The 17,923-nt window shown below is 39.9% G+C and carries 17 protein-coding genes and 4 tRNA genes; 19 read left to right on the forward strand and 2 right to left on the reverse strand.

Annotated features, from left to right (window positions below; genetic code table 11):
* The first annotated feature begins 20 nt into the window (after positions 1-20).
* Positions 21-1,466, forward strand: coding sequence for a C13 family peptidase (locus tag ACT4_RS06665; RefSeq protein WP_007480880.1), 1,446 nt, complete (start codon positions 21-23; stop codon positions 1,464-1,466).
* Positions 1,435-2,280 (forward strand): S-formylglutathione hydrolase, encoded by an 846-nt coding sequence (gene fghA, locus ACT4_RS06670; RefSeq protein ID WP_007480882.1) that lies wholly within the window; start codon positions 1,435-1,437, stop codon positions 2,278-2,280. Before ACT4_RS06665 ends, fghA begins: the two co-directional genes overlap by 32 nt.
* A 29-nt stretch (positions 2,281-2,309) precedes the next feature.
* Here the strand turns inward: fghA and ACT4_RS06675 are convergent, their stop codons facing one another.
* Positions 2,310-2,585: a DUF2218 domain-containing protein gene (locus ACT4_RS06675; protein ID WP_004881406.1), complete on the reverse strand. Its 276-nt coding sequence runs from the start codon at positions 2,583-2,585 to the stop codon at positions 2,310-2,312.
* A 185-nt stretch (positions 2,586-2,770) separates the two neighbouring features.
* Here ACT4_RS06675 and rpe point away from each other — a divergent pair, with 185 nt between their 5' ends.
* From rpe to ACT4_RS06750, 15 genes are all read left to right on the forward strand, one after another.
* The gene (gene rpe / locus ACT4_RS06680; protein ID WP_004881404.1) at positions 2,771-3,457 is read left to right on the forward strand and encodes a ribulose-phosphate 3-epimerase; all 687 of its coding nucleotides are present in this window, start codon (positions 2,771-2,773) and stop codon (positions 3,455-3,457) included.
* A gap of 367 nt (positions 3,458-3,824) precedes the next feature.
* Positions 3,825-4,250, forward strand: a complete 426-nt coding sequence (locus ACT4_RS06685; RefSeq protein WP_007480884.1) for a hypothetical protein — start codon at positions 3,825-3,827, stop codon at positions 4,248-4,250.
* Positions 4,251-4,338: 88 nt separating this feature from the next.
* Entirely contained in the window at positions 4,339-6,117 is a 1,779-nt protein-coding gene (locus ACT4_RS06690; RefSeq protein ID WP_007480886.1) for a copper resistance system multicopper oxidase, read from the forward strand.
* Complete coding sequence (locus tag ACT4_RS06695; RefSeq protein WP_007480889.1) at positions 6,104-6,997, forward strand: copper resistance protein B; 894 nt, start codon at positions 6,104-6,106, stop codon at positions 6,995-6,997. Before ACT4_RS06690 ends, ACT4_RS06695 begins: the two co-directional genes overlap by 14 nt.
* Before the next feature lie 82 nt (positions 6,998-7,079).
* A complete protein-coding gene (locus tag ACT4_RS06700; RefSeq protein ID WP_007480891.1) occupies positions 7,080-7,583 on the forward strand; it encodes a hypothetical protein in 504 nt (167 codons plus the stop codon).
* A gap of 4 nt (positions 7,584-7,587) precedes the next feature.
* Positions 7,588-8,133: a hypothetical protein gene (locus ACT4_RS06705; RefSeq protein WP_007480892.1), complete on the forward strand. Its 546-nt coding sequence runs from the start codon at positions 7,588-7,590 to the stop codon at positions 8,131-8,133.
* A 163-nt stretch (positions 8,134-8,296) separates the two neighbouring features.
* Positions 8,297-8,614 carry a multidrug efflux SMR transporter gene (locus ACT4_RS06710; RefSeq protein ID WP_004881392.1) on the forward strand — a complete coding sequence of 106 codons (318 nt, stop codon included), beginning with the start codon at positions 8,297-8,299 and terminating at the stop codon, positions 8,612-8,614.
* 18 nt (positions 8,615-8,632) lie between these two features.
* Positions 8,633-9,121 carry a methylated-DNA--[protein]-cysteine S-methyltransferase gene (locus ACT4_RS06715; RefSeq protein WP_007480895.1) on the forward strand — a complete coding sequence of 163 codons (489 nt, stop codon included), beginning with the start codon at positions 8,633-8,635 and terminating at the stop codon, positions 9,119-9,121.
* Positions 9,122-9,476: 355 nt separating this feature from the next.
* On the forward strand, positions 9,477-10,697 hold the full coding sequence (argJ, locus tag ACT4_RS06720) for a bifunctional glutamate N-acetyltransferase/amino-acid acetyltransferase ArgJ (RefSeq protein ID WP_007480896.1): 1,221 nt from the start codon (positions 9,477-9,479) through the stop codon (positions 10,695-10,697).
* Between the two features lie 142 nt (positions 10,698-10,839).
* Complete coding sequence (gene nadA / locus ACT4_RS06725; protein ID WP_004881386.1) at positions 10,840-11,904, forward strand: quinolinate synthase NadA; 1,065 nt, start codon at positions 10,840-10,842, stop codon at positions 11,902-11,904.
* 142 nt (positions 11,905-12,046) lie between these two features.
* Positions 12,047-12,123 (forward strand) — tRNA-Pro (locus ACT4_RS06730).
* A 70-nt stretch (positions 12,124-12,193) separates the two neighbouring features.
* Positions 12,194-12,270: transfer RNA gene (locus ACT4_RS06735), tRNA-Arg, on the forward strand.
* A gap of 35 nt (positions 12,271-12,305) precedes the next feature.
* Positions 12,306-12,381 (forward strand) — tRNA-His (locus tag ACT4_RS06740).
* Between the two features lie 4 nt (positions 12,382-12,385).
* Positions 12,386-12,462 (forward strand) — tRNA-Pro (locus ACT4_RS06745).
* A 330-nt stretch (positions 12,463-12,792) separates the two neighbouring features.
* Positions 12,793-13,260, forward strand: coding sequence for a DMT family transporter (locus ACT4_RS06750; protein WP_007480898.1), 468 nt, complete (start codon positions 12,793-12,795; stop codon positions 13,258-13,260).
* A 53-nt stretch (positions 13,261-13,313) separates the two neighbouring features.
* On the opposite strand, the gene ACT4_RS06755 is transcribed toward ACT4_RS06750, so the two are convergent.
* Positions 13,314-14,483, reverse strand: a complete 1,170-nt coding sequence (locus ACT4_RS06755) for a helix-turn-helix transcriptional regulator (RefSeq protein ID WP_007480900.1) — start codon at positions 14,481-14,483, stop codon at positions 13,314-13,316.
* A gap of 385 nt (positions 14,484-14,868) precedes the next feature.
* Here ACT4_RS06755 and ACT4_RS06760 point away from each other — a divergent pair, with 385 nt between their 5' ends.
* Both ACT4_RS06760 and ACT4_RS06765 read left to right on the forward strand, forming a co-directional pair.
* The gene (locus ACT4_RS06760) at positions 14,869-16,473 is read left to right on the forward strand and encodes a GMC family oxidoreductase (RefSeq protein ID WP_007480901.1); all 1,605 of its coding nucleotides are present in this window, start codon (positions 14,869-14,871) and stop codon (positions 16,471-16,473) included.
* Between the two features lie 263 nt (positions 16,474-16,736).
* Entirely contained in the window at positions 16,737-17,906 is a 1,170-nt protein-coding gene (locus ACT4_RS06765; protein ID WP_007480903.1) for a zinc-binding dehydrogenase, read from the forward strand.
* Positions 17,907-17,923: the final 17 nt, after the last annotated feature.

Raw genomic sequence — 17,923 nt, forward strand, 5'->3', positions numbered from 1 at the left:
AGAAACTCCCGAAGAATTTTATGATAGACCTCAAACCCTCCATTAATATCTGGCATGATTTTAAAAGTAACCAAATTGCTGGAATGTGGTTGTTTCTAGGGTCTCGTCGTTCCTTGCAAGTTGTTCATCCTTCGATTACCCAGCTGATTTTGTGGGGTATTTGGGGAGGCTGTACTAACTCACTTTATAGTTGGTTGGTTGCAGGACAAATGGGAGACTTTAACTCCCAAGGTCTGATCGGTTATGCGCTTTGGCCTTTTATTGCTTTGATTGTTGGGATTTTCTTATCTCAACGTATGAACCAGCCAAGATTAATGCTTGTACCTGCATTGTTATGGTTGGTCCTCGATACAAATATTCTCTTACTACAATGTTTGATCCAGTATTTAGGATCGAATGGTTACCTCAATTTTATCCCTGATAGTATCTACAATGGTTTTCTACCACCACTCTTTGTCGGACTTTTTGTTTGGCAAAGTTTAGCGGTTATTTGGGTTTTTTCCCGTGCTTTGAATTGGCCTTGGTGGGAACGTGCTTTAGTCTTTGTCGCAACGATCGCAACCATGGTGGTTTGGCAGCTTTCGGTAAAAGACCAGCCGATTTGGAAGGTAGAAGAAACACCACCAACATTTGCAGAAGATGCTTTTTATGCACAAAGCTATTTGCTCGATAAAGCATTAGATCAAGTTCAATATGGCGATATTGCACAAAGTCATTGGTATTTCCTTGGTGTCGCAGGTGATAGTTATGTGGATGTATTTAAATCTGAAATTGAGCGTATAAGAGAGCAATTTGATACGCGTTTTGGAACGTTTGGTCGTTCTATCATGTTGATCAATAATCCTGCGACTCGTTTGGAAGTGCCAATTGCTTCAAAAACCAGTATAGAACTGGCATTACGACGTATTGGCCAGCAGATGAATCGAGACAGTGATGTTTTATTCCTCTATATGACATCACATGGCGAGCGAAATCATTTTGAAATTGAAAATGCTCCGCTAAACCTCGGTCAAGTTGATCCGAAATGGCTACGGGAGACGTTGGATAAGTCAGGTATCCGTTGGCGTGTTATTGTGATCTCTGCATGTTATTCGGGAAGTTTCATTCCTGCATTACAGTCGCCTGAAACTCTGATTATTACAGCTTCTGCAGCAGATAAGACGTCTTTTGGTTGTAATAATGAAGCGGATTATACCTATTTTGGTCGTGCTTTCTTTGATTTAGCAATGCGTGAACAGTCTTCAATGAAAACAGCATTCGATCAAGCGAAGCAGACGGTCACTAAATGGGAAACATCACAAGGCTTTGAGCCTTCAGAACCACAATGGTCAATCGGACGAAATATGGAGTTGATGTTGCCACAACTTGAGCCATATTTATTTCCACAACAAAATATGACAACAACAGATATTACAAAACCACAGGATAATGAGCATGCAACTACTGCAAAAAAATCGTTGTTTTGAGGGAGAACAACGAATTTATCAAATTGACTCTCAGCATCTTAAAGGGGCGAGTAAAGTCGGTGTTTATTTACCTCCTGCTGCTTTAGAAGGAAAACCGTGTTCAGCATTGTTTTATCTTGCAGGTTTGACTTGTACAGAGGAAACGTTTGCAATCAAAGCACATGCGCAACGTATGGCTGCTCGTCTTAGCCTTATTCTGATTACCCCTGATACTTCTCCGCGTGGAGAGGGGGTTGCACAGGGTGATCATTGGGATATCGGGCAGGGTGCAGGCTTTTATATCAATGCAATTCAACAACCTTGGGCTGAACATTACCAAATGGAGTCTTATATTGTTGATGAGCTATATTCCCATGTCTTGCAAGAACTCCCAATTATTGAAAATCAAATCGGGATCTTTGGTCATTCGATGGGTGGTCATGGCGCATTAACGTTAGCATTTAAATATCCTGAACAATTTAAATCTGTATCTGCGTTTGCTCCAATCTGTGCACCGGGTATTTGTCCTTGGGGGGAGAAAGCATTTGGTCAGTATTTGGGGAATGATCAGCAGCAATGGTTAGCGCATGATGCATTGTCATTAGTTCAACAGAAAGGTCGCATTTTTGAAGAAATTTTAATTGATCAAGGTGTCGATGATCAGTTCTATAGTCAACTTAATCCTGAAAAATTCAAGCAAGCCTGCTTAGATGCTGGTCAGCCACTCACCTTGCGTTTACATAAAGGTTATGATCACGGCTACTACTTTATCCAAAGTTTTGTAGATGATCACTTGCAATTTCATGCCATTCAATTAGAAAAAGTGAATGCTTAAAAGAAAAAGAAGCTCTTATGAGCTTCTTTTTAATTGTGTGTCCATTCAACATTGAACTCTTGTTGAGCCATGCGGTTTAAATGATCAATCACGACTTGCTCTAGGTGTTGAACATCATCTTGCTGATTTTCAATCAATACACCTAGATATTGCTGTTGTGGTGTCAATGTAACGGTTGCTGTAGGCATAAAAATTTTTGAGTCAGTTTCGGTCTCAGCAACTTCGAATTTGTGCTTCCAATGATTGATGAGCCGTTTGCTAATGCGCTTACCTTCTTGAGTTGTAATCTGTGTCGTACTATTCATATCTAAACTTCATCTTCTGATTTTCACCGATTAAAAATAGCAAAATCAGTCAGGGTTAAAAACAGCATTCATGCAACGAGCTGTTGCAAGTTTGCAATGTGGTAATAGTGTCTTTGTAACAGCCCTAAAGTGAATGAATTTGCTATAATTCATTTATCATTTTTTCAAAGTTTGCCAGGTCTTCCATGTCCAAGCCTTATTTAATTGCTCCTTCTATTTTATCTGCTGATTTTGCTCGTTTAGGTGAAGATGTAGAAAAGGTTTTAGATGCAGGTGCAGACGTTGTACATTTTGATGTGATGGATAATCATTACGTACCGAATTTAACCTTTGGTGCAGGCATATGTAAGGCGCTTAAAAATTATGGTATCAAAGCACCGATTGATGTGCACTTAATGGTGTCGCCTGTTGACCGTATGATAGGTGATTTCTTGGAAGCTGGGGCTGACATTATTACTTTTCATCCAGAAGCAACAGATCATATTGATCGCTCGCTTCAGTTGATCAAGTCTGGTGGTGCAAAAGCGGGTTTAGTCTTTAACCCTGCGACACCATTACATTATCTTGACTATGTACTTGATAAAGTTGATCAAATTTTATTGATGAGTGTAAACCCTGGGTTTGGCGGTCAAAAATTTATTCCAATGACCTTAGAAAAGCTGCGTCAAGCACGTCAAATTATTGATGCAAGTGGTCGTGATATTCGTTTAGAAGTTGATGGTGGTGTCGGGCCAGCGAATATTAGGGAAATTGCTGAAGCTGGTGCAGATATGTTTGTTGCAGGATCTGCGATTTTTGGTCAACCTGATTATAAAACTGTAATTGACCAAATGCGTGCAGAGCTAGCCAAAGTTGGTGCAAAACAAATTTAGTCTCTTTATCCTATTTTTCACACAAGGTTGTGGATAACTTTGTTTATAACTGCGTGGATAACCGTGTTGATAAGCAGGTGGATAAGGTGTTGTTAAATTAAACAAAATGATTTCAGTTGTTTATATTGGCAGCATATTGATGAAAAAAGGACAGCAAAATGTCCTTTTTTTGTGCGCTAAATTATTTATTTTGCTCTTATTTTACTCATTTTTTATAAAAGTTAATTTTGAATATTTAAACAGCAGCTTTGAACTAAAATAGAGCAACAGAACCTGTGAACAACATAATGTGGATTGTGCATAACTTGAAAAGAAATTATGCTATGAGCATTAAATTGATCTGTTTATTGTGAATAAGGAACACCTCGTGCAACTTCAACCAAAGTACAAACATGTATGGTTTGTATTCCTGATGATAATTTTCATCGGGGGAAGTAGTGCGGCTGTTGCAGCAGTTCATGCCATTCAAGCTGATGAGCAAATGGAGATCATGCCACAGCAGATGCCTTGCCATGATCAAGCAAAGACAGATCAACATCAGCACATGCAAATGTCTCATGTAGATGCTCAAATGATGGTGAAATGTCATGGTGACAACATCTCAGATGATAAGCATTGTCAAGATTGTAATCAGCCATCGCATTGTCAAAATGTTAATTTAGCACTAGATCAACAGGTGCCGATTTTATCTTTGACTTCTATTTTTGAGTTAAATCATCGTACAAATACGGATTACCAAGCTCGTCATCTTGCTGGATATTGGCAAGAAATTTTACGCCCGCCTAAAGCCTAATCTGCATTTGAGTTACCTCTTTTAGATAAGAGGGGCTAGGAGAGATTGTTCTCTCCTAAAATCAATTCATACAGATTGGGAAAATAAAATGTCTGCAAAAATCTATGCTGGTGTAATTGCTAGCTTCAGCTTATTGTTTGCGCCTGCCAGTTGGGCTGCGATTAAAGAATATCATTTGAATATTGATCAGGGCATGGTCAATATCACAGGGAAATCTCTCAAACGCATGACGGTGAATGGCAAATTCATTGCTCCATTACTTGAGTTTGAAGAGGGGGATGAGGCGGTTATTCATGTTCATAATCAATTAAAAGATCAAGATACCTCATTGCACTGGCATGGTCTGCTGTTACCTGGATTGATGGATGGTGTGCCTGGTTTTAATGGTTTCAAAGGCATTCAACCAAATGGTAGCTTTGAATATCGTTTTAAAGTCCGTCAAAACGGAACCTATTGGTATCACGCACACAGTAAAGGTCAAGAACAAGATGGTTTATATGGCGCTTTAGTCATTTATCCGAAGGGTAAGCAGCCTGTCGCTCAACATGAAAAAGCAGATCGCGACTATGTAGTGATGCTGTCCGACTTTCATGAAACTAATAGTGATCAAATTATGGCGAATTTGAAAAAATCTGCCGAATACTATCAAAATCAACGTGAAACGGTGGGTGATGTTTGGCAACAAGTCAAACAAAAAGGTTTGAAAGCAACGTGGCAAGATCGTTCGATGTGGAATCAGATGCGGATGCTCAAAACCGATTTATCGGATGTCACGGGTTATACCTTTCTAGTTAATGGAAAAACTCCGCAGCAAAATTGGACAGGTGCATTTAGTGCAGGTGAAAAAGTTCGTTTACGTTTTATTAATGCATCTGCAATGTCATTTTTTGATGTACGTATCCCGAATTTGAAAATGACGGTGGTGAGTGCAGATGGTCAGCCTGTAAAACCTGTTGCTGTAGATGAATTCCGCATTGGTGCCGCTGAAACATACGATGTAATCGTTGAGCCAAAGCAAGCACATTATCAAATTGAAGCAGAGTCGATTGATCGTAGTGGTTTTGCAATTGCGTCACTACAGCGTGATACAGTCGCCCCACCAGCTCAGATTGAGATGCCAAAAGTGCGTCCACGTGCATTATTGACCATGCAAGATATGGGCATGGATCATGGTACACATGCACAGATGGATATGAAAGATATGAATCATTCAGCCCATACTGCAATGAATATGTCAGACATGGATCACTCTACTCATGATTCCATGAAGATGGGCAACATGAATGAAATGCATCAACAACAGATGACATCTCAGCATGAAAATGTGAAGTCTGAATCTGTTCAAGGTTGGGCGAATGCATCCACGCCAACAGGCCATAAAGCATTGCAATATGCTGATCTAAAATCATTAACACCGCAGCCTGATACACGTCCAGCAGAAAGAGAATTGGTCATTCGTCTTGGTGGGAATATGGAACGCTATATGTGGACCATGAATGGTAAAAAGTTTAGTGATGCTGAGCCATTACAAGTCAAATATGGAGAGCGTATTCGACTGAAATTTATCAATGACAGTATGATGGCGCATCCGATGCATTTACACGGCATGTTTATGCAGTTAGAAAATGGTCAAGCTGCGATTGATATGCCAAATAAACACACTGTTGTCGTTCCACCGGGACAAACGGTGACTGCATTGTTAACCGCTGATGAGTTAGGTGAATGGGCAATCCATTGTCATTTGTTGTATCACATGTCCGCAGGCATGATGAATAAATTGATCGTGGCAAATGTGGATGATTCAAAAACAGTGAATCAACCCAATGCAACAGCACCATCAGAAGGAGCAAACCATGCACATCACTAAGCAATCTCCTGAGATGAATAAAATGCTAAAGTTGTTATTGATTAGTAGTGTTGTGTCTACATCAAGCGCAATCACCTTTGCTAATGAATCACATCAAATGACGGAAATGGATCATTCAGCTCATCAGATGACATCAATGAATGAAGCATCACTAATAGATCATTCACAACATCAAACAGCAAAGGTAGCTCCAACGGATGCCGTACATCATGCACATGATCACCGCCGTGAGCATGGTGGTCAGATTTATCAAGCCACGACTTTAGAAAATGCTTGGACTTTAGATGAGCATGGACGAGGTAGAGCGAGTACCGAGCTTAAAACATGGATTGGCTCAGATGAAAATAAGATTTTCATTAAGGCACATGTAGAAAAAGCTGAATCTGAAAAAGCAGATACAGAAACGATGGCATTATACAGCCGTAATATTGCAGACTTCTGGGATGTACAAGCAGGTGTTCGTTATCAATATATGCCTGAGCAAAGTTTAGATAAAAATCAGTGGAGCGCAGTATTTGGCTTACATGGTCTAGCACCTTATTTCTTTGAGACAGAAGCTTATTTGTATGCTGGCCAAGATCAACGTTGGCAATTAAGTTTGGATACCAGTCGTGATTTTTTATTTACGCAAAAGTTGATTGCTCAGCCATATTTGCAAGCTGATCTTGTGCTGAGTGATAAATCAAAATACGCACAGAAAACAGGTCTATCAAAGCTTCAGGCTGGCGTGCAAACACGCTATGAAATCAATAAAAAGATCATGCCATTTATTGATATTGCTTATGCATACCATAAAGGCGCTGATAAAACGCTTTGGCAGGAAGGTTCTGACAGTGAAAAAGGTTGGCTATACGGCGCAGGCTTTACGCTAAAGTTCTGATACTTTGTCTAAAATGTCACGTTTCTGAGATACTGTTAGTTTATACTAGCAGTATCTTTTTTGAGTCATTCATGGTGCATAAATGGCTTTAGAACAACAAGACAATCAAATAACAGAAAAATCAATCCAAACGGCTAAGCCAAGAGAAAAGTCTCAAGCCGTAACTTCTTCCCAGTTAGAGCTGATACCAACTGATGGCAGTATGAATGTCAGTTTTTATTACATTCCACATATGAGCAGTATGGTGGAAGTACAAAGAGTCAGGAAGGCATTGTTACCATTTTCTGATCTGTTGATTGAACATAGTATCGATTTAGATGCCCGCCATTTGGTGTTATATCATCAGCAAGAGATAGAAAATGTGACTGTAGCATTGGAGTATTTGAGTTTAGGTGCTGAGTTGCAGCAAACGATGCCTCATTATGAACCTGTGGAAGTGTTTATCCAAAAGTCGGATTCATTTGATTCCATGCCGCAACATGAGGGTTCTCATTATCATTTGCTTCATGTTTTTCAGAAGTTTTTTTACGCTATTTTTACGTGGTTTAGGCTCAGGATAGAAGCTTTGCAAAAGAAAAAGGATTAATGGAATGCCGAGATGGATGTATGGTGTGTTAGGTTTGGCTCTCGCTTGGTTAGTTTGGACAAAACTGATTAAACCAACGCCAGATATCAGTCAACTTACGACCCATCAAGATGTTCAAGTTGTTAATTTACAAAGTTATGAAGGTTCATTTAGAGTGCTTTCGAGAGAAGATTATAACTTTGGGCGAGAAGCTGAGTATTCACCAATGGATATCGCTGTTGGATGGGATGATATGGCGAATCCCCAAGTGTATAAAGAAATTGACATTTCACAGAGCAACCGTTGGTATTATTGGCGTGTGGATCATGAACCTCCGATTCCATTACGGGAAATTGCAACGCATAGTGCCAATATGCATTTAGTACCCGCCGATGCTTCTATTGCTAAACAAATGAAGAAATTAAAGAAAGATGATCTCGTGTATCTCAAAGGTTCTTTAATTGAAATTCAGGCAAAAGATGGTTGGCGTTGGAAAAGTTCTTTATCAAGAGAAGATACGGGAAATGGTGCATGTGAATTAATGCGTGTAGATAGCATTGTTTGGCAATAATACAATTGATCAATATATTTTATTTTCAGTGGGTTAGATTGTTTGGATACATAACAATTCACATATTTAAAAAGATTTGAATTACACTTTGAAGCCGAAGGGGACGACCCCTTTGATTGGTTTGATGTTGGGACGACCCAACCATTTAAAGTGTGAGTAGAAAATGGCTTGGGCGATTTTAATTTTAGCAGGTGTGTTTGAAGTCATTTGGGCATATTCGATGAAGCTATCCGAAGGCTTCACTCGTTTAACACCAAGTATTATCACGATCATTTTCATGATATTGAGTGTCGTTCTTTTGTCGATTTCCATGCGGACTTTACCTCTTGGAACAGCGTATACCATTTGGACAGGGATCGGTGCAATTGGATCGTTTATTGTCGGAATCGTGGTACTGAATGAGCCGATGACGGCAATGCGAATGATCGCAGCAGTTTTGATCGTATCGGGTTTAATGCTGATGAAATTGTCATCAAATTAATGTTCTAAGGAGAGTGTGATGCAACTGGTATATATGTACATGGATTCTCCTGTGGGTGCATTAAAACTGGTTGCACATGATCAAGCCTTGGTTGCTGTGATGTGGGACAATGAAGATCATAAGCGTGTTCGGCTTGCTGAGTTGGTTGAGAATGTTCAGCATCCAATATTGTTAAAGGTAAAACAACAACTTGAAGAATATTTTTTAGGACAGCGTCAGCAATTTGATTTGCCATTGGATTTTCAAGGCACAGCATTTCAGCAACAGGTTTGGCGGGCACTATTGACGATTCCTTTTGGGGAAACGCGTAGTTATAAAGAGATTGCCGTTCAGTTGGGGAATCAAAAAGCAGTGCGTGCGGTGGGTGCTGCCAATGGGAAGAATCCGATTTCGATTATTGCGCCGTGTCATCGGGTGATTGGTTCGACTGGGGCGTTGGTGGGTTTTGCAGGTGGTTTGGATAAGAAGCAGATTTTATTGAGTTTGGAGCAAAGCCAAACTCTGTAATCTGTATTGTTAATACTCGATTTTCACTTCTTTTTGGAATAAGCTACCAAATCAGATATGAATAACATATTTTATGACTTGAACTGTAAATAAATTACTGAAAAGGCCGTATCTTGTCTAGCGTAATTCAATTATAGGAATAACCTTCGGTTCGAGTTACTTTGGTTTCGCCCAAAGTAACCAAAGGCATTCTCATCTACAAAACCTGTTCACTTGTGGCATTTGTTTTTATCTATCGCAGAAACGAGATATTACAGATACTACGCAGGTTGTAGATGACCTGTCCGAGTCTCATATGTAGGGTATGGTATATATTCATTTTCTTTTTCATAACAAGTTGAAAGGAAGTTTAAAAATGGCTGTTGGTGACGTAACAATGCCACTTATGCATGTGGTGCAGGGTGTAAAAATTGGCTCAACTGAGGCGTATGTGCGTTATCCAAATCGACGAGATTTAGTTATTTTTGAATTTGCTGAAGGTTCAAATGTAGCAGGGGTATTTACCCAAAGCGCATTTGCTGCTGCGCCTGTTTTACTTAGTAAGAAACATTTAACTGAGAACACGCCACGTTACTTGATCATTAATACAGGCAATGCCAATGCGGCGACTGGTGCTATAGGCTATCAAAATGCAGAAGCGACTTGTGCGAAGTTAGCTGAGTTAACTGGTGTTCAAGCCAATCAGATTTTACCTTTTTCAACAGGTGTGATTGGTGAGCAATTACCAATTGATCGTTTAGTACAAGGCATTCAACCTGCGTTAAATGATTTAAATGCTGATCGTTGGGCGGACGCTGCATCAGGCATCATGACCACAGATACCACACCAAAAGGTGCATCTGAACAGTTTGAACTGGATGGTGTGACTTATACTATGACTGGTATTAGTAAAGGGGCTGGCATGATTCGCCCGAATATGGCGACCATGTTGAGTTTTGTAGCAACAGATGCACCAGTTGCGAAAGATATGGTTGAGCAACTTTTAAAAACAACCGTTGAGCATTCATTCAACCGCATCACTATTGATGGAGATACATCGACAAATGACTCGTGTATCTTCATTGCGACTGGTTTAGCTGGCGGTACGGAAATTCAGCATCAAGATGACGCACGTTATCAAAAAGTGCTTGAAGTGTTGGCGCGTATTATGGATCGTCTTGCACAGTTGATCGTACGTGATGGTGAGGGGGCAACAAAATTCATTACCGTACAGGTTGACGGTGGTGCAAATACGCAAGAATGTTGTGATGTGGCTTATAGTGTTGCAGAGTCTCCACTCATCAAAACGGCATTATTTGCGTCAGATCCAAACTGGGGCCGTATCGTCATGGCGATTGGAAAGGCTGGTGTACCGAATCTGGACAGTAGCAAGGTACAGGTCTGGATTGGTGATGTGCAAATCTGTCTGGATGGTGGTGCCAACCCTGACTATACCGAAGAGGCGGGTGCAGCGGTAATGGCTGAGAAAGAAATTAACATCCGTATAGACCTTGGTCGCGGTTCAGCAACGGATACGGTCTATACCTGTGACTTTTCTTACGACTACGTCAAAATTAATGCCGATTATCGCTCGTAAATTTGCGTTATAATAAAAGCCTCCACAGTGGGGCTTTTTTTATATTGCCTATTTGTGGACGATGTGATTGACCTCGAATGATCACCATACCCACGTTATAAGTTTGCAGCTATGCAAGCACGCAGGATAGAGAAGACGTTTTATGAATGATGCGAATTTAATTGCGAACGAAGCCAAAAATATTGTGCAAGCGCATTTAGATCGTTTGGGCGAGCCTAAGGACAATAGCCTTAGCCCAGAAGTGAAACAAGAGAAGTTTGCCCAGATCGCAGCAGAGCTCAAAAAACGAGATGCTGTACTTGTGGCGCACTATTACTGTGATCCTGATGTGCAAGAGCTTGCAGAGCTTACGGGTGGTTGTGTTTCTGATTCATTAGAGATGGCACGTTTTGGTCGTGATCATGCTGCTTCAACCCTTGTGGTTGCTGGAGTAAAGTTTATGGGCGAAACTGCAAAAATTTTATCTCCTGAGAAAACAGTATTAATGCCGACATTAGAGGCAACCTGTTCTTTGGATTTAGGCTGTCCAGTCGATGAGTTCACAGCATTTTGTGATCAGCATCCAGATCATACTGTTGTGGTTTATGCAAATACCTCTGCTGCTGTAAAAGCTCGTGCAGATTGGGTGGTCACGTCTAGCTGTGCTGTAGAAATCATTGAGCATCTGGATAGCTTAGGTGAGAAAATTATTTGGGCACCAGATCAACACTTAGGTCGCTATATTCAAAAGAAAACAGGCGCTGACATGTTGCTGTGGGATGGTGCTTGTATCGTGCATGAAGAATTCCGTGCCCGTGGTATTGCACAAATGAAGGCACTTTATCCAGATGCAGCTGTTTTGGTACATCCAGAGTCACCTGAATCTGTAGTTGATATTGCTGATGCGGTGGGAAGCACATCGCAGCTGATTAAAGCAGCACAGACCTTGCCGCATAAACAAATGATTGTGGCAACTGATCGTGGTATTTTCTACAAAATGCAGCAAGCAGCGCCGGATAAAGAATTATTTGAAGCTCCAACTGCAGGTGAAGGGGCAACCTGTCGTTCATGCGCACATTGTCCGTGGATGGCAATGAACGAACTCGATGGTATTTTGCATGTATTACAACATAGTGATCAAGAAATACACGTTGATCCTGCTTTAGCTGAGCGAGCTAAATTACCATTAGATCGAATGTTGAACTTTAGTGCTTCATTAAAGCGTTAAAAAACGCCAAGGTGTTTGTTAAATATACATTTGATAAGGATTTATTACATTTTTGAAAAATAGGTGTTGACGTTCTAGGGCGTCGCGCCTAGAATGCACACCGTACCGCACGATGTGCGATACAATAAAAGCTGAGAAAAATCGGAGCATAGCACAGCCTGGTAGTGCACCTGGTTTGGGACCAGGGGGTCGTAGGTTCGAATCCTACTGCTCCGACCATTTAAAATAATGTTGCAAAACATTGTTTTAAGATCGGCGAAGTATCGCTTGATATTAATATCATCGTTATGCGCCTGTAGCTCAGTTGGATAGAGCATCCGCCTTCTAAGCGGATGGTCACAGGTTCGAATCCTGTCAGGCGCGCCATTTGGTCGCTTGGTACATAGAACTAAATGTTGATGGTGGATGTAGCTCAGTTGGTAGAGCCCCGGATTGTGATTCCGGTTGTCGCGGGTTCGAATCCCGTCATTCACCCCACAAACGGAGCATAGCACAGCCTGGTAGTGCACCTGGTTTGGGACCAGGGGGTCGTAGGTTCGAATCCTACTGCTCCGACCATCATCTTAAAGATGAGATAAATTACCGCTAAGTTAGCGGTTTTTTTATGTCTAAATTTTAATATTCTCATAGCTATATTCATTTAAAAAGTTCTATTCATACTCTTTATTTTATCTAATTTTATATTAAGGGTTACTAAGTTAAATATTTGAATGATTTAATAAAAAATTATGATTAAATTTTAATTTTTAGCTATTAAATATATTTCTATCAAAAATATAAGAAAATAGGTCGTTTGCATTTCAGCGGTTTTAAGTGATAAGTATAGGAGTAGAAAACTTTAATAAAGATTCAAACAGTTGATTTAAGCAATAAAAAGAGAGGTCACGAATGCATAATATCAGCTATGTATTGATTAGTATTTTAGGTGGTTTAATCGTTCCTCTACAATTGGCAATGGTGAGTGCCTTTCGTAATGCCAGTGGTGCTTCACAAATACAATCAACACTTGTGCTTTATGTGGGTGGAGCGGTGGCTTCATTGATCATTGCATTGATGATTGATGGAAGCATTAAGCCGCCTTTATATCAGCAAGCCTCTTGGTGGATGTGGTTGCCTGGTCTTTTAGGTTCACTTTATATTTTATGTATGTTTCTTGCTGCTCCTAAAATTGGTGCAACCAATACCTTACTCTGGGTGTTTCTAGGTCAGATGCTATTTGCCACACTTGTCGACAGTACAGGCTTTCTTGGAATGCAAGTAAAAAAAGTAGATGGTTTAAAACTATTGGGACTTATGTTTATCTTGATTGGCGGTTTAATCATGATTTTTAACGAATATAGAAATATGAATGCTTAAGCATATTTTTGTTAAATTTTCTCCGTAATGGAACTTATTTATCAGTAATAAAACTAGATCGCTTTCGGGAAGTTAAGAAGAATCTTCACCAGTTCAGATTGTTTGTGTGTTGATGTTTTTCTATAAATTGACTGTATTTGCTTTTTGACAGTATCTGCACGCACTTTATTTTTCTGTGCAATTTCTTTGGTTGAAAAACCGTCTAAGAGGCTTAGTGCGACTTTACACTCGGCAGGTGTAAATTTGAACACAGAGCTTAATAGTTGAATATCTACAGAGATTGAATGTTCAGGATGAAATAAAGTGAGCATCACTAGAGGACGGATGCCAAAAGCTTTTAACTCTTGCTCAGTCGCAAGTAGGCTGGCAAAGATATACAGTGTTTCACCACTTTCTGACTGTATTTTTAGACCGCCGTCTTGAAGTAATTCATTATCAAATGTTTGTTGCCTAAAAAGTGCTTCGATTTCGCGGAGATTATCTTTTAATTGCTGTTGATAAGGTTGATCTAAGTAGATTTGATTATTCTGCAGTTGAATGAGATTGGTTTTTTCTAATAGTGTTGAAACCGCAGTATTGTAATGAACCACACCTCCAGATAAGTTAAGCAATACGATCGGCTGATGCAGCTTATTTATCAATGAATAACCCACAATACTATCGGTAGAAAATTTATATAGCTGGCGTTGAGTTTTGAGGACGCGTTCCAAATGCGGAAGCAAGCGATTTAAGAACTCAATTTTTTCATTTTGTAGGGGCTGTTGTTTTTCTGATGTATGAATAATGAAGGCAATACAAAGCTGCTCATCTAATACCAATGCTTTCACGGCAACATAGCGTAAATCAAAAGGCAGTAACACTTGCTGATATAGCTTGGACTGTTCAACAAAGGCATGATCAATATGGTGATGACATTGATACCATTTATGCTGATCTTCTAAGCTAAGTTGTAAGAAATATTCCCAGCGAGGATCTGAATCAACTGGATAATGTAAATAAGCAAGATCAGATGCTACACGGTCTACATCATTTAAGCGACCGCCACCTGCACTAAAGGAAATCGCTTGATTACAGACATCTAGTGCTTGAACTTGAATATAGGTCGCATCCAAAATCTGAGTTAAACGTTGTCCAAAATGAACCCAGTTGTCAGGTGTATCTAGAATTTTATAAATTAAATCAATTAATTCATCGTAGTACTGATTTAGAGTTGATTGAGACATCTTTCTTGCTGAATCTATACATGACTTAAATGTAACTGATATGTATCAAATTAACAATATTTAACAAAGGTGGATTTTTCACTAAAAATAATTGAATGGATCTTAATGCAATTAGAATAATTTATATTTTGCTGAGATGACCAAAACGATTTTCTATAATTTGAAGAATCGTATTTAGATTTAATAAATGAATCCATATAAAAGTTTTGGATATTTTTGTAGATTGATGAATTATGGCAAAGGGGATGCTGCATTTAGCTATTGAGATTTTGAGTTGCAAAAGCTAATTTTAATTATTTACATCTGTTAGACAGGCGATCGTTTGTTTATAAGATATCTTAGGCATAATGCTTTAACTTTTATAAAGAAAATAACAGGGAAAGAAATGACACAAACAGCATTTGATTTTGTAGTGATTGGTGGCGGCTCAGCTGGTTGTGTACTGGCTGGGCGATTGTCTGAAAACCCAAATGTTTCAGTTTGCCTTTTGGAAGCTGGTGGTGATGGAAATAGTTGGCTGGTAAATACACCTGCCGCTGCCGTAATTAGTATTCCAACAAAAATAAATAATTGGGCTTTAGAAACAATTCCGCAAAAAGGACTAAATGGACGTAAAGGATATCAACCACGAGGTAAATGTTTGGGGGGGAGTTCAGCCATCAATGCGATGGTCTATGTTCGTGGTCATCGTGATGATTATGATCATTGGGCAGCTTTAGGCAATACAGGATGGTCCTACGATGAAGTACTGCCTTATTTTAAAAAATCTGAGCATAATGAAAGAATTAAAAATGAATATCATGGACAACATGGCCCGTTAAATGTCAGTGAGCTACGTTCAGATAATCCATACCAAAAAACCTTTATTGAGGCCGCTAAGCAGGTGGGTTATCCATTGAATGATGACTTTAATGGTGCTGAGCAAGAAGGCTTAGGTGTTTATCAAGTTACTCAAAAGAATGGTGAGCGCTGGAGTACGGCGCGAGGCTACTTAGTTCCGCATCTAGGTAAGCGCCCAAATTTACATGTCGTGACTCAAGCAAGCGTATCAAAAATCGTGATTGAAAATGATCGGGCTGTCGGTGTTGAATATAAACACAAAGGTCAACGTTTAACGATTCAGGTAAATAAAGAAGTTTTACTCTCTGCTGGTGCTTTTCAGTCACCGCAAATATTAATGCTTTCAGGTATTGGACCACGCCAAGAATTAGAAAAACATGGGATTCCTGTTGTTAAAGATTTAGCGGGTGTTGGTGAAAACTTGCATGACCATCCAGATTTTATTTTCGCGTATAAAACTAAGCACATAGATGGAACCTTTGGTGTTTCTGTTGGTGGTAGTTTAGATTTGGTTAAGCAGATTGGTCGTTATCGTAAAGAGCGCCGTGGATTGATCACGACCAATTATGCAGAATGCGGTGGTTTCTTAAAAAGCCGCCCTGAGCTAGATAAGCCAAATTTACAATTACACTTTGTGATTGCGGTGGTGGATAATCATGCGCGAACCATGCATACAGGTCATGGTATTTCATGCCATGTGTGTTTGTTGAATCCGCGTGCACGTGGTTCAGTTAAACTCAGTGGTAAAAATGCCGATGATCCATTGCTCATTGATTTTAAATTCTTAGAGGATGAACAAGATCTTCAGGATATGGTTGATGGTTATAAAGTCACGCAAAAGTTAATGAATGCACCTGCTTTAAGTGAAAAAATTAAAGAAGATATGTTTACAGCCAATGTGCAGTCTGATGATGAAATTCGTGAGATTTTACGCCAACGTGTTGACACGGTGTATCACCCAGTCGGCAGTTGTAAAATGGGCGTGGATGATATGGCCGTGGTTGATCCTGAACTGAAAGTGTATGGTGTCGAAGGTTTGCGAGTGGTTGACGCGTCAATTATGCCAACCGTTGTAAATGGTAATACCAATGCGCCAACGGTGATGATCGCTGAGAAAGCGGTAGACTTGATTCGTCAAACTTGGAAGTAAACTATAACTCACTGGAGCTAAGGTAGAAATATCTTAGCTCTTTTCATTTTCAGTGCTGTTACGAGGCGTTTCCAGCATACGCGGAAAGGTGAAATTATAATCTTGCAGTGCTGACTTAATTGCTGCGATATATAGATATTTAGGTCATAGTTTTTGACAATTATCCTTGTCAGGATTGAGTCATGTGTTGTTTACTTGCCTTTGTAATAGATCAAAGTGCTACAGTTGAACAATGGGAATAAAACAAAAAAGGAAAGCATCCTATGAAATCTCTAGTTTGTCATAATGCACAGCTACAACTTGAAGATTCACTTGAACTCATTCCGACGAAAGGACAGGTATTACTAGAGGTGGTACGTTGTGGTATCTGTGGTTCAGATTTACACATGCAACATCACTGTGATCACATGCATGATTTGGCAGCACGTGTGGGTTTCGATGGGGTTGCAAAATCCTCGGATAAATTGGTTTTCGGGCATGAGTTCTGTGGCAAAGTTTTGGATTATGGTCCAAAAACACGCCGTAAATTAAAAGCAGATACTTTAGTTTGTGCAATGCCACTCTTAAATGTTGATTTACAAGGTTATATGCCTACAGGACTTTCAGCGAGTGCATCAGGCGGATATGCAGAACAAGTCTTGGTTCAATCGAGTTTGATGTTTGAAGTTCCAAATGGTTTAGATGCCGATAGTGCAGCGTTGACTGAGCCAATGGCTGTTGCTTTGCATGCGGTACGTCGTAGTCGAATCAAGAAAAATGAGCCTGCAATCGTTATTGGCTGTGGCCCTGTTGGTTTGGGTGTGATTATTATGCTCAAAGCAGCGGGCGTTAAAACTGTCGTTGCTAGCGATTTTTCACCGAATCGACGTCGTTTGGCTGAACAGTGTGGCGCAGATATCTTGATTGACCCTAAACAACAATCTCCATTTAGCAGTTGGAAAGAGCTTGGCTTATTGGGTAACGTCTCTGAAGCAATCAATATGGGGATGGGAATTTTTGATAAAGTTCAGACCTACTCATTACCTTGGGTCAATGCGATGCGTGTGGGTGATAAGCTCGGTTTATTACCGAAACGCCCTGTAATTTTTGAGTGTGTTGGCGTGGCTGGCATCATGCAGCAAATTTTAGAAGGTGCACCATTGTTCTCGCGTATTGTCGGCGTTGGTGTCTGTATGCAAAGCGATAAAATCGAACCTGCATTGGCAATCAACAAAGAGTTGGAAATCCAATATGTACTGGGCTATACGCCGCTTGAGTTCCGTGACACGCTACATATGATAGCGGAAGGTAAGATTGATTGCTCGCCACTGATTACAGGTGTCGTTGGCTTAGAAGGGGTTGGGAATGCTTTTGATGCCTTACGTGATCCTGAACAGCACGCAAAAATTTTGATTGATCCTAAAAAATCAGGCTCAGATATTCAGTTGATTTAATTTTAAGTTTGAATCAT

Origin of the sequence: Acinetobacter sp. NBRC 100985, assembly GCF_000241225.1 — a bacterium.
GTDB classification, from domain to species: Bacteria; Pseudomonadota; Gammaproteobacteria; order Pseudomonadales; family Moraxellaceae; genus Acinetobacter; species Acinetobacter venetianus.

Excerpts from the sequence above, each read along its gene's own strand:
- ACT4_RS06705 (WP_007480892.1), top strand. The coding sequence starts at position 7,588 with ATGCCGAGATGGATGTATGGTGTGTTAGGTTTGGCTCTCGCTTGGTTA.
- nadA (WP_004881386.1), top strand. The coding sequence starts at position 10,840 with ATGAATGATGCGAATTTAATTGCGAACGAAGCCAAAAATATTGTGCAA.
- ACT4_RS06760 (WP_007480901.1), top strand. The coding sequence starts at position 14,869 with ATGACACAAACAGCATTTGATTTTGTAGTGATTGGTGGCGGCTCAGCT.
- ACT4_RS06710 (WP_004881392.1), top strand. The coding sequence starts at position 8,297 with ATGGCTTGGGCGATTTTAATTTTAGCAGGTGTGTTTGAAGTCATTTGG.
- ACT4_RS06695 (WP_007480889.1), top strand. The coding sequence starts at position 6,104 with ATGCACATCACTAAGCAATCTCCTGAGATGAATAAAATGCTAAAGTTG.
- rpe (WP_004881404.1), top strand. The coding sequence starts at position 2,771 with ATGTCCAAGCCTTATTTAATTGCTCCTTCTATTTTATCTGCTGATTTT.
- ACT4_RS06755 (WP_007480900.1), bottom strand. The coding sequence starts at position 14,483 with ATGTCTCAATCAACTCTAAATCAGTACTACGATGAATTAATTGATTTA.
- ACT4_RS06665 (WP_007480880.1), top strand. The coding sequence starts at position 21 with ATGATAGACCTCAAACCCTCCATTAATATCTGGCATGATTTTAAAAGT.
- fghA (WP_007480882.1), top strand. The coding sequence starts at position 1,435 with ATGCAACTACTGCAAAAAAATCGTTGTTTTGAGGGAGAACAACGAATT.
- ACT4_RS06675 (WP_004881406.1), bottom strand. The coding sequence starts at position 2,585 with ATGAATAGTACGACACAGATTACAACTCAAGAAGGTAAGCGCATTAGC.
- ACT4_RS06765 (WP_007480903.1), top strand. The coding sequence starts at position 16,737 with ATGAAATCTCTAGTTTGTCATAATGCACAGCTACAACTTGAAGATTCA.
- argJ (WP_007480896.1), top strand. The coding sequence starts at position 9,477 with ATGGCTGTTGGTGACGTAACAATGCCACTTATGCATGTGGTGCAGGGT.
- ACT4_RS06690 (WP_007480886.1), top strand. The coding sequence starts at position 4,339 with ATGTCTGCAAAAATCTATGCTGGTGTAATTGCTAGCTTCAGCTTATTG.
- ACT4_RS06750 (WP_007480898.1), top strand. The coding sequence starts at position 12,793 with ATGCATAATATCAGCTATGTATTGATTAGTATTTTAGGTGGTTTAATC.
- ACT4_RS06715 (WP_007480895.1), top strand. The coding sequence starts at position 8,633 with ATGCAACTGGTATATATGTACATGGATTCTCCTGTGGGTGCATTAAAA.
- ACT4_RS06700 (WP_007480891.1), top strand. The coding sequence starts at position 7,080 with ATGGCTTTAGAACAACAAGACAATCAAATAACAGAAAAATCAATCCAA.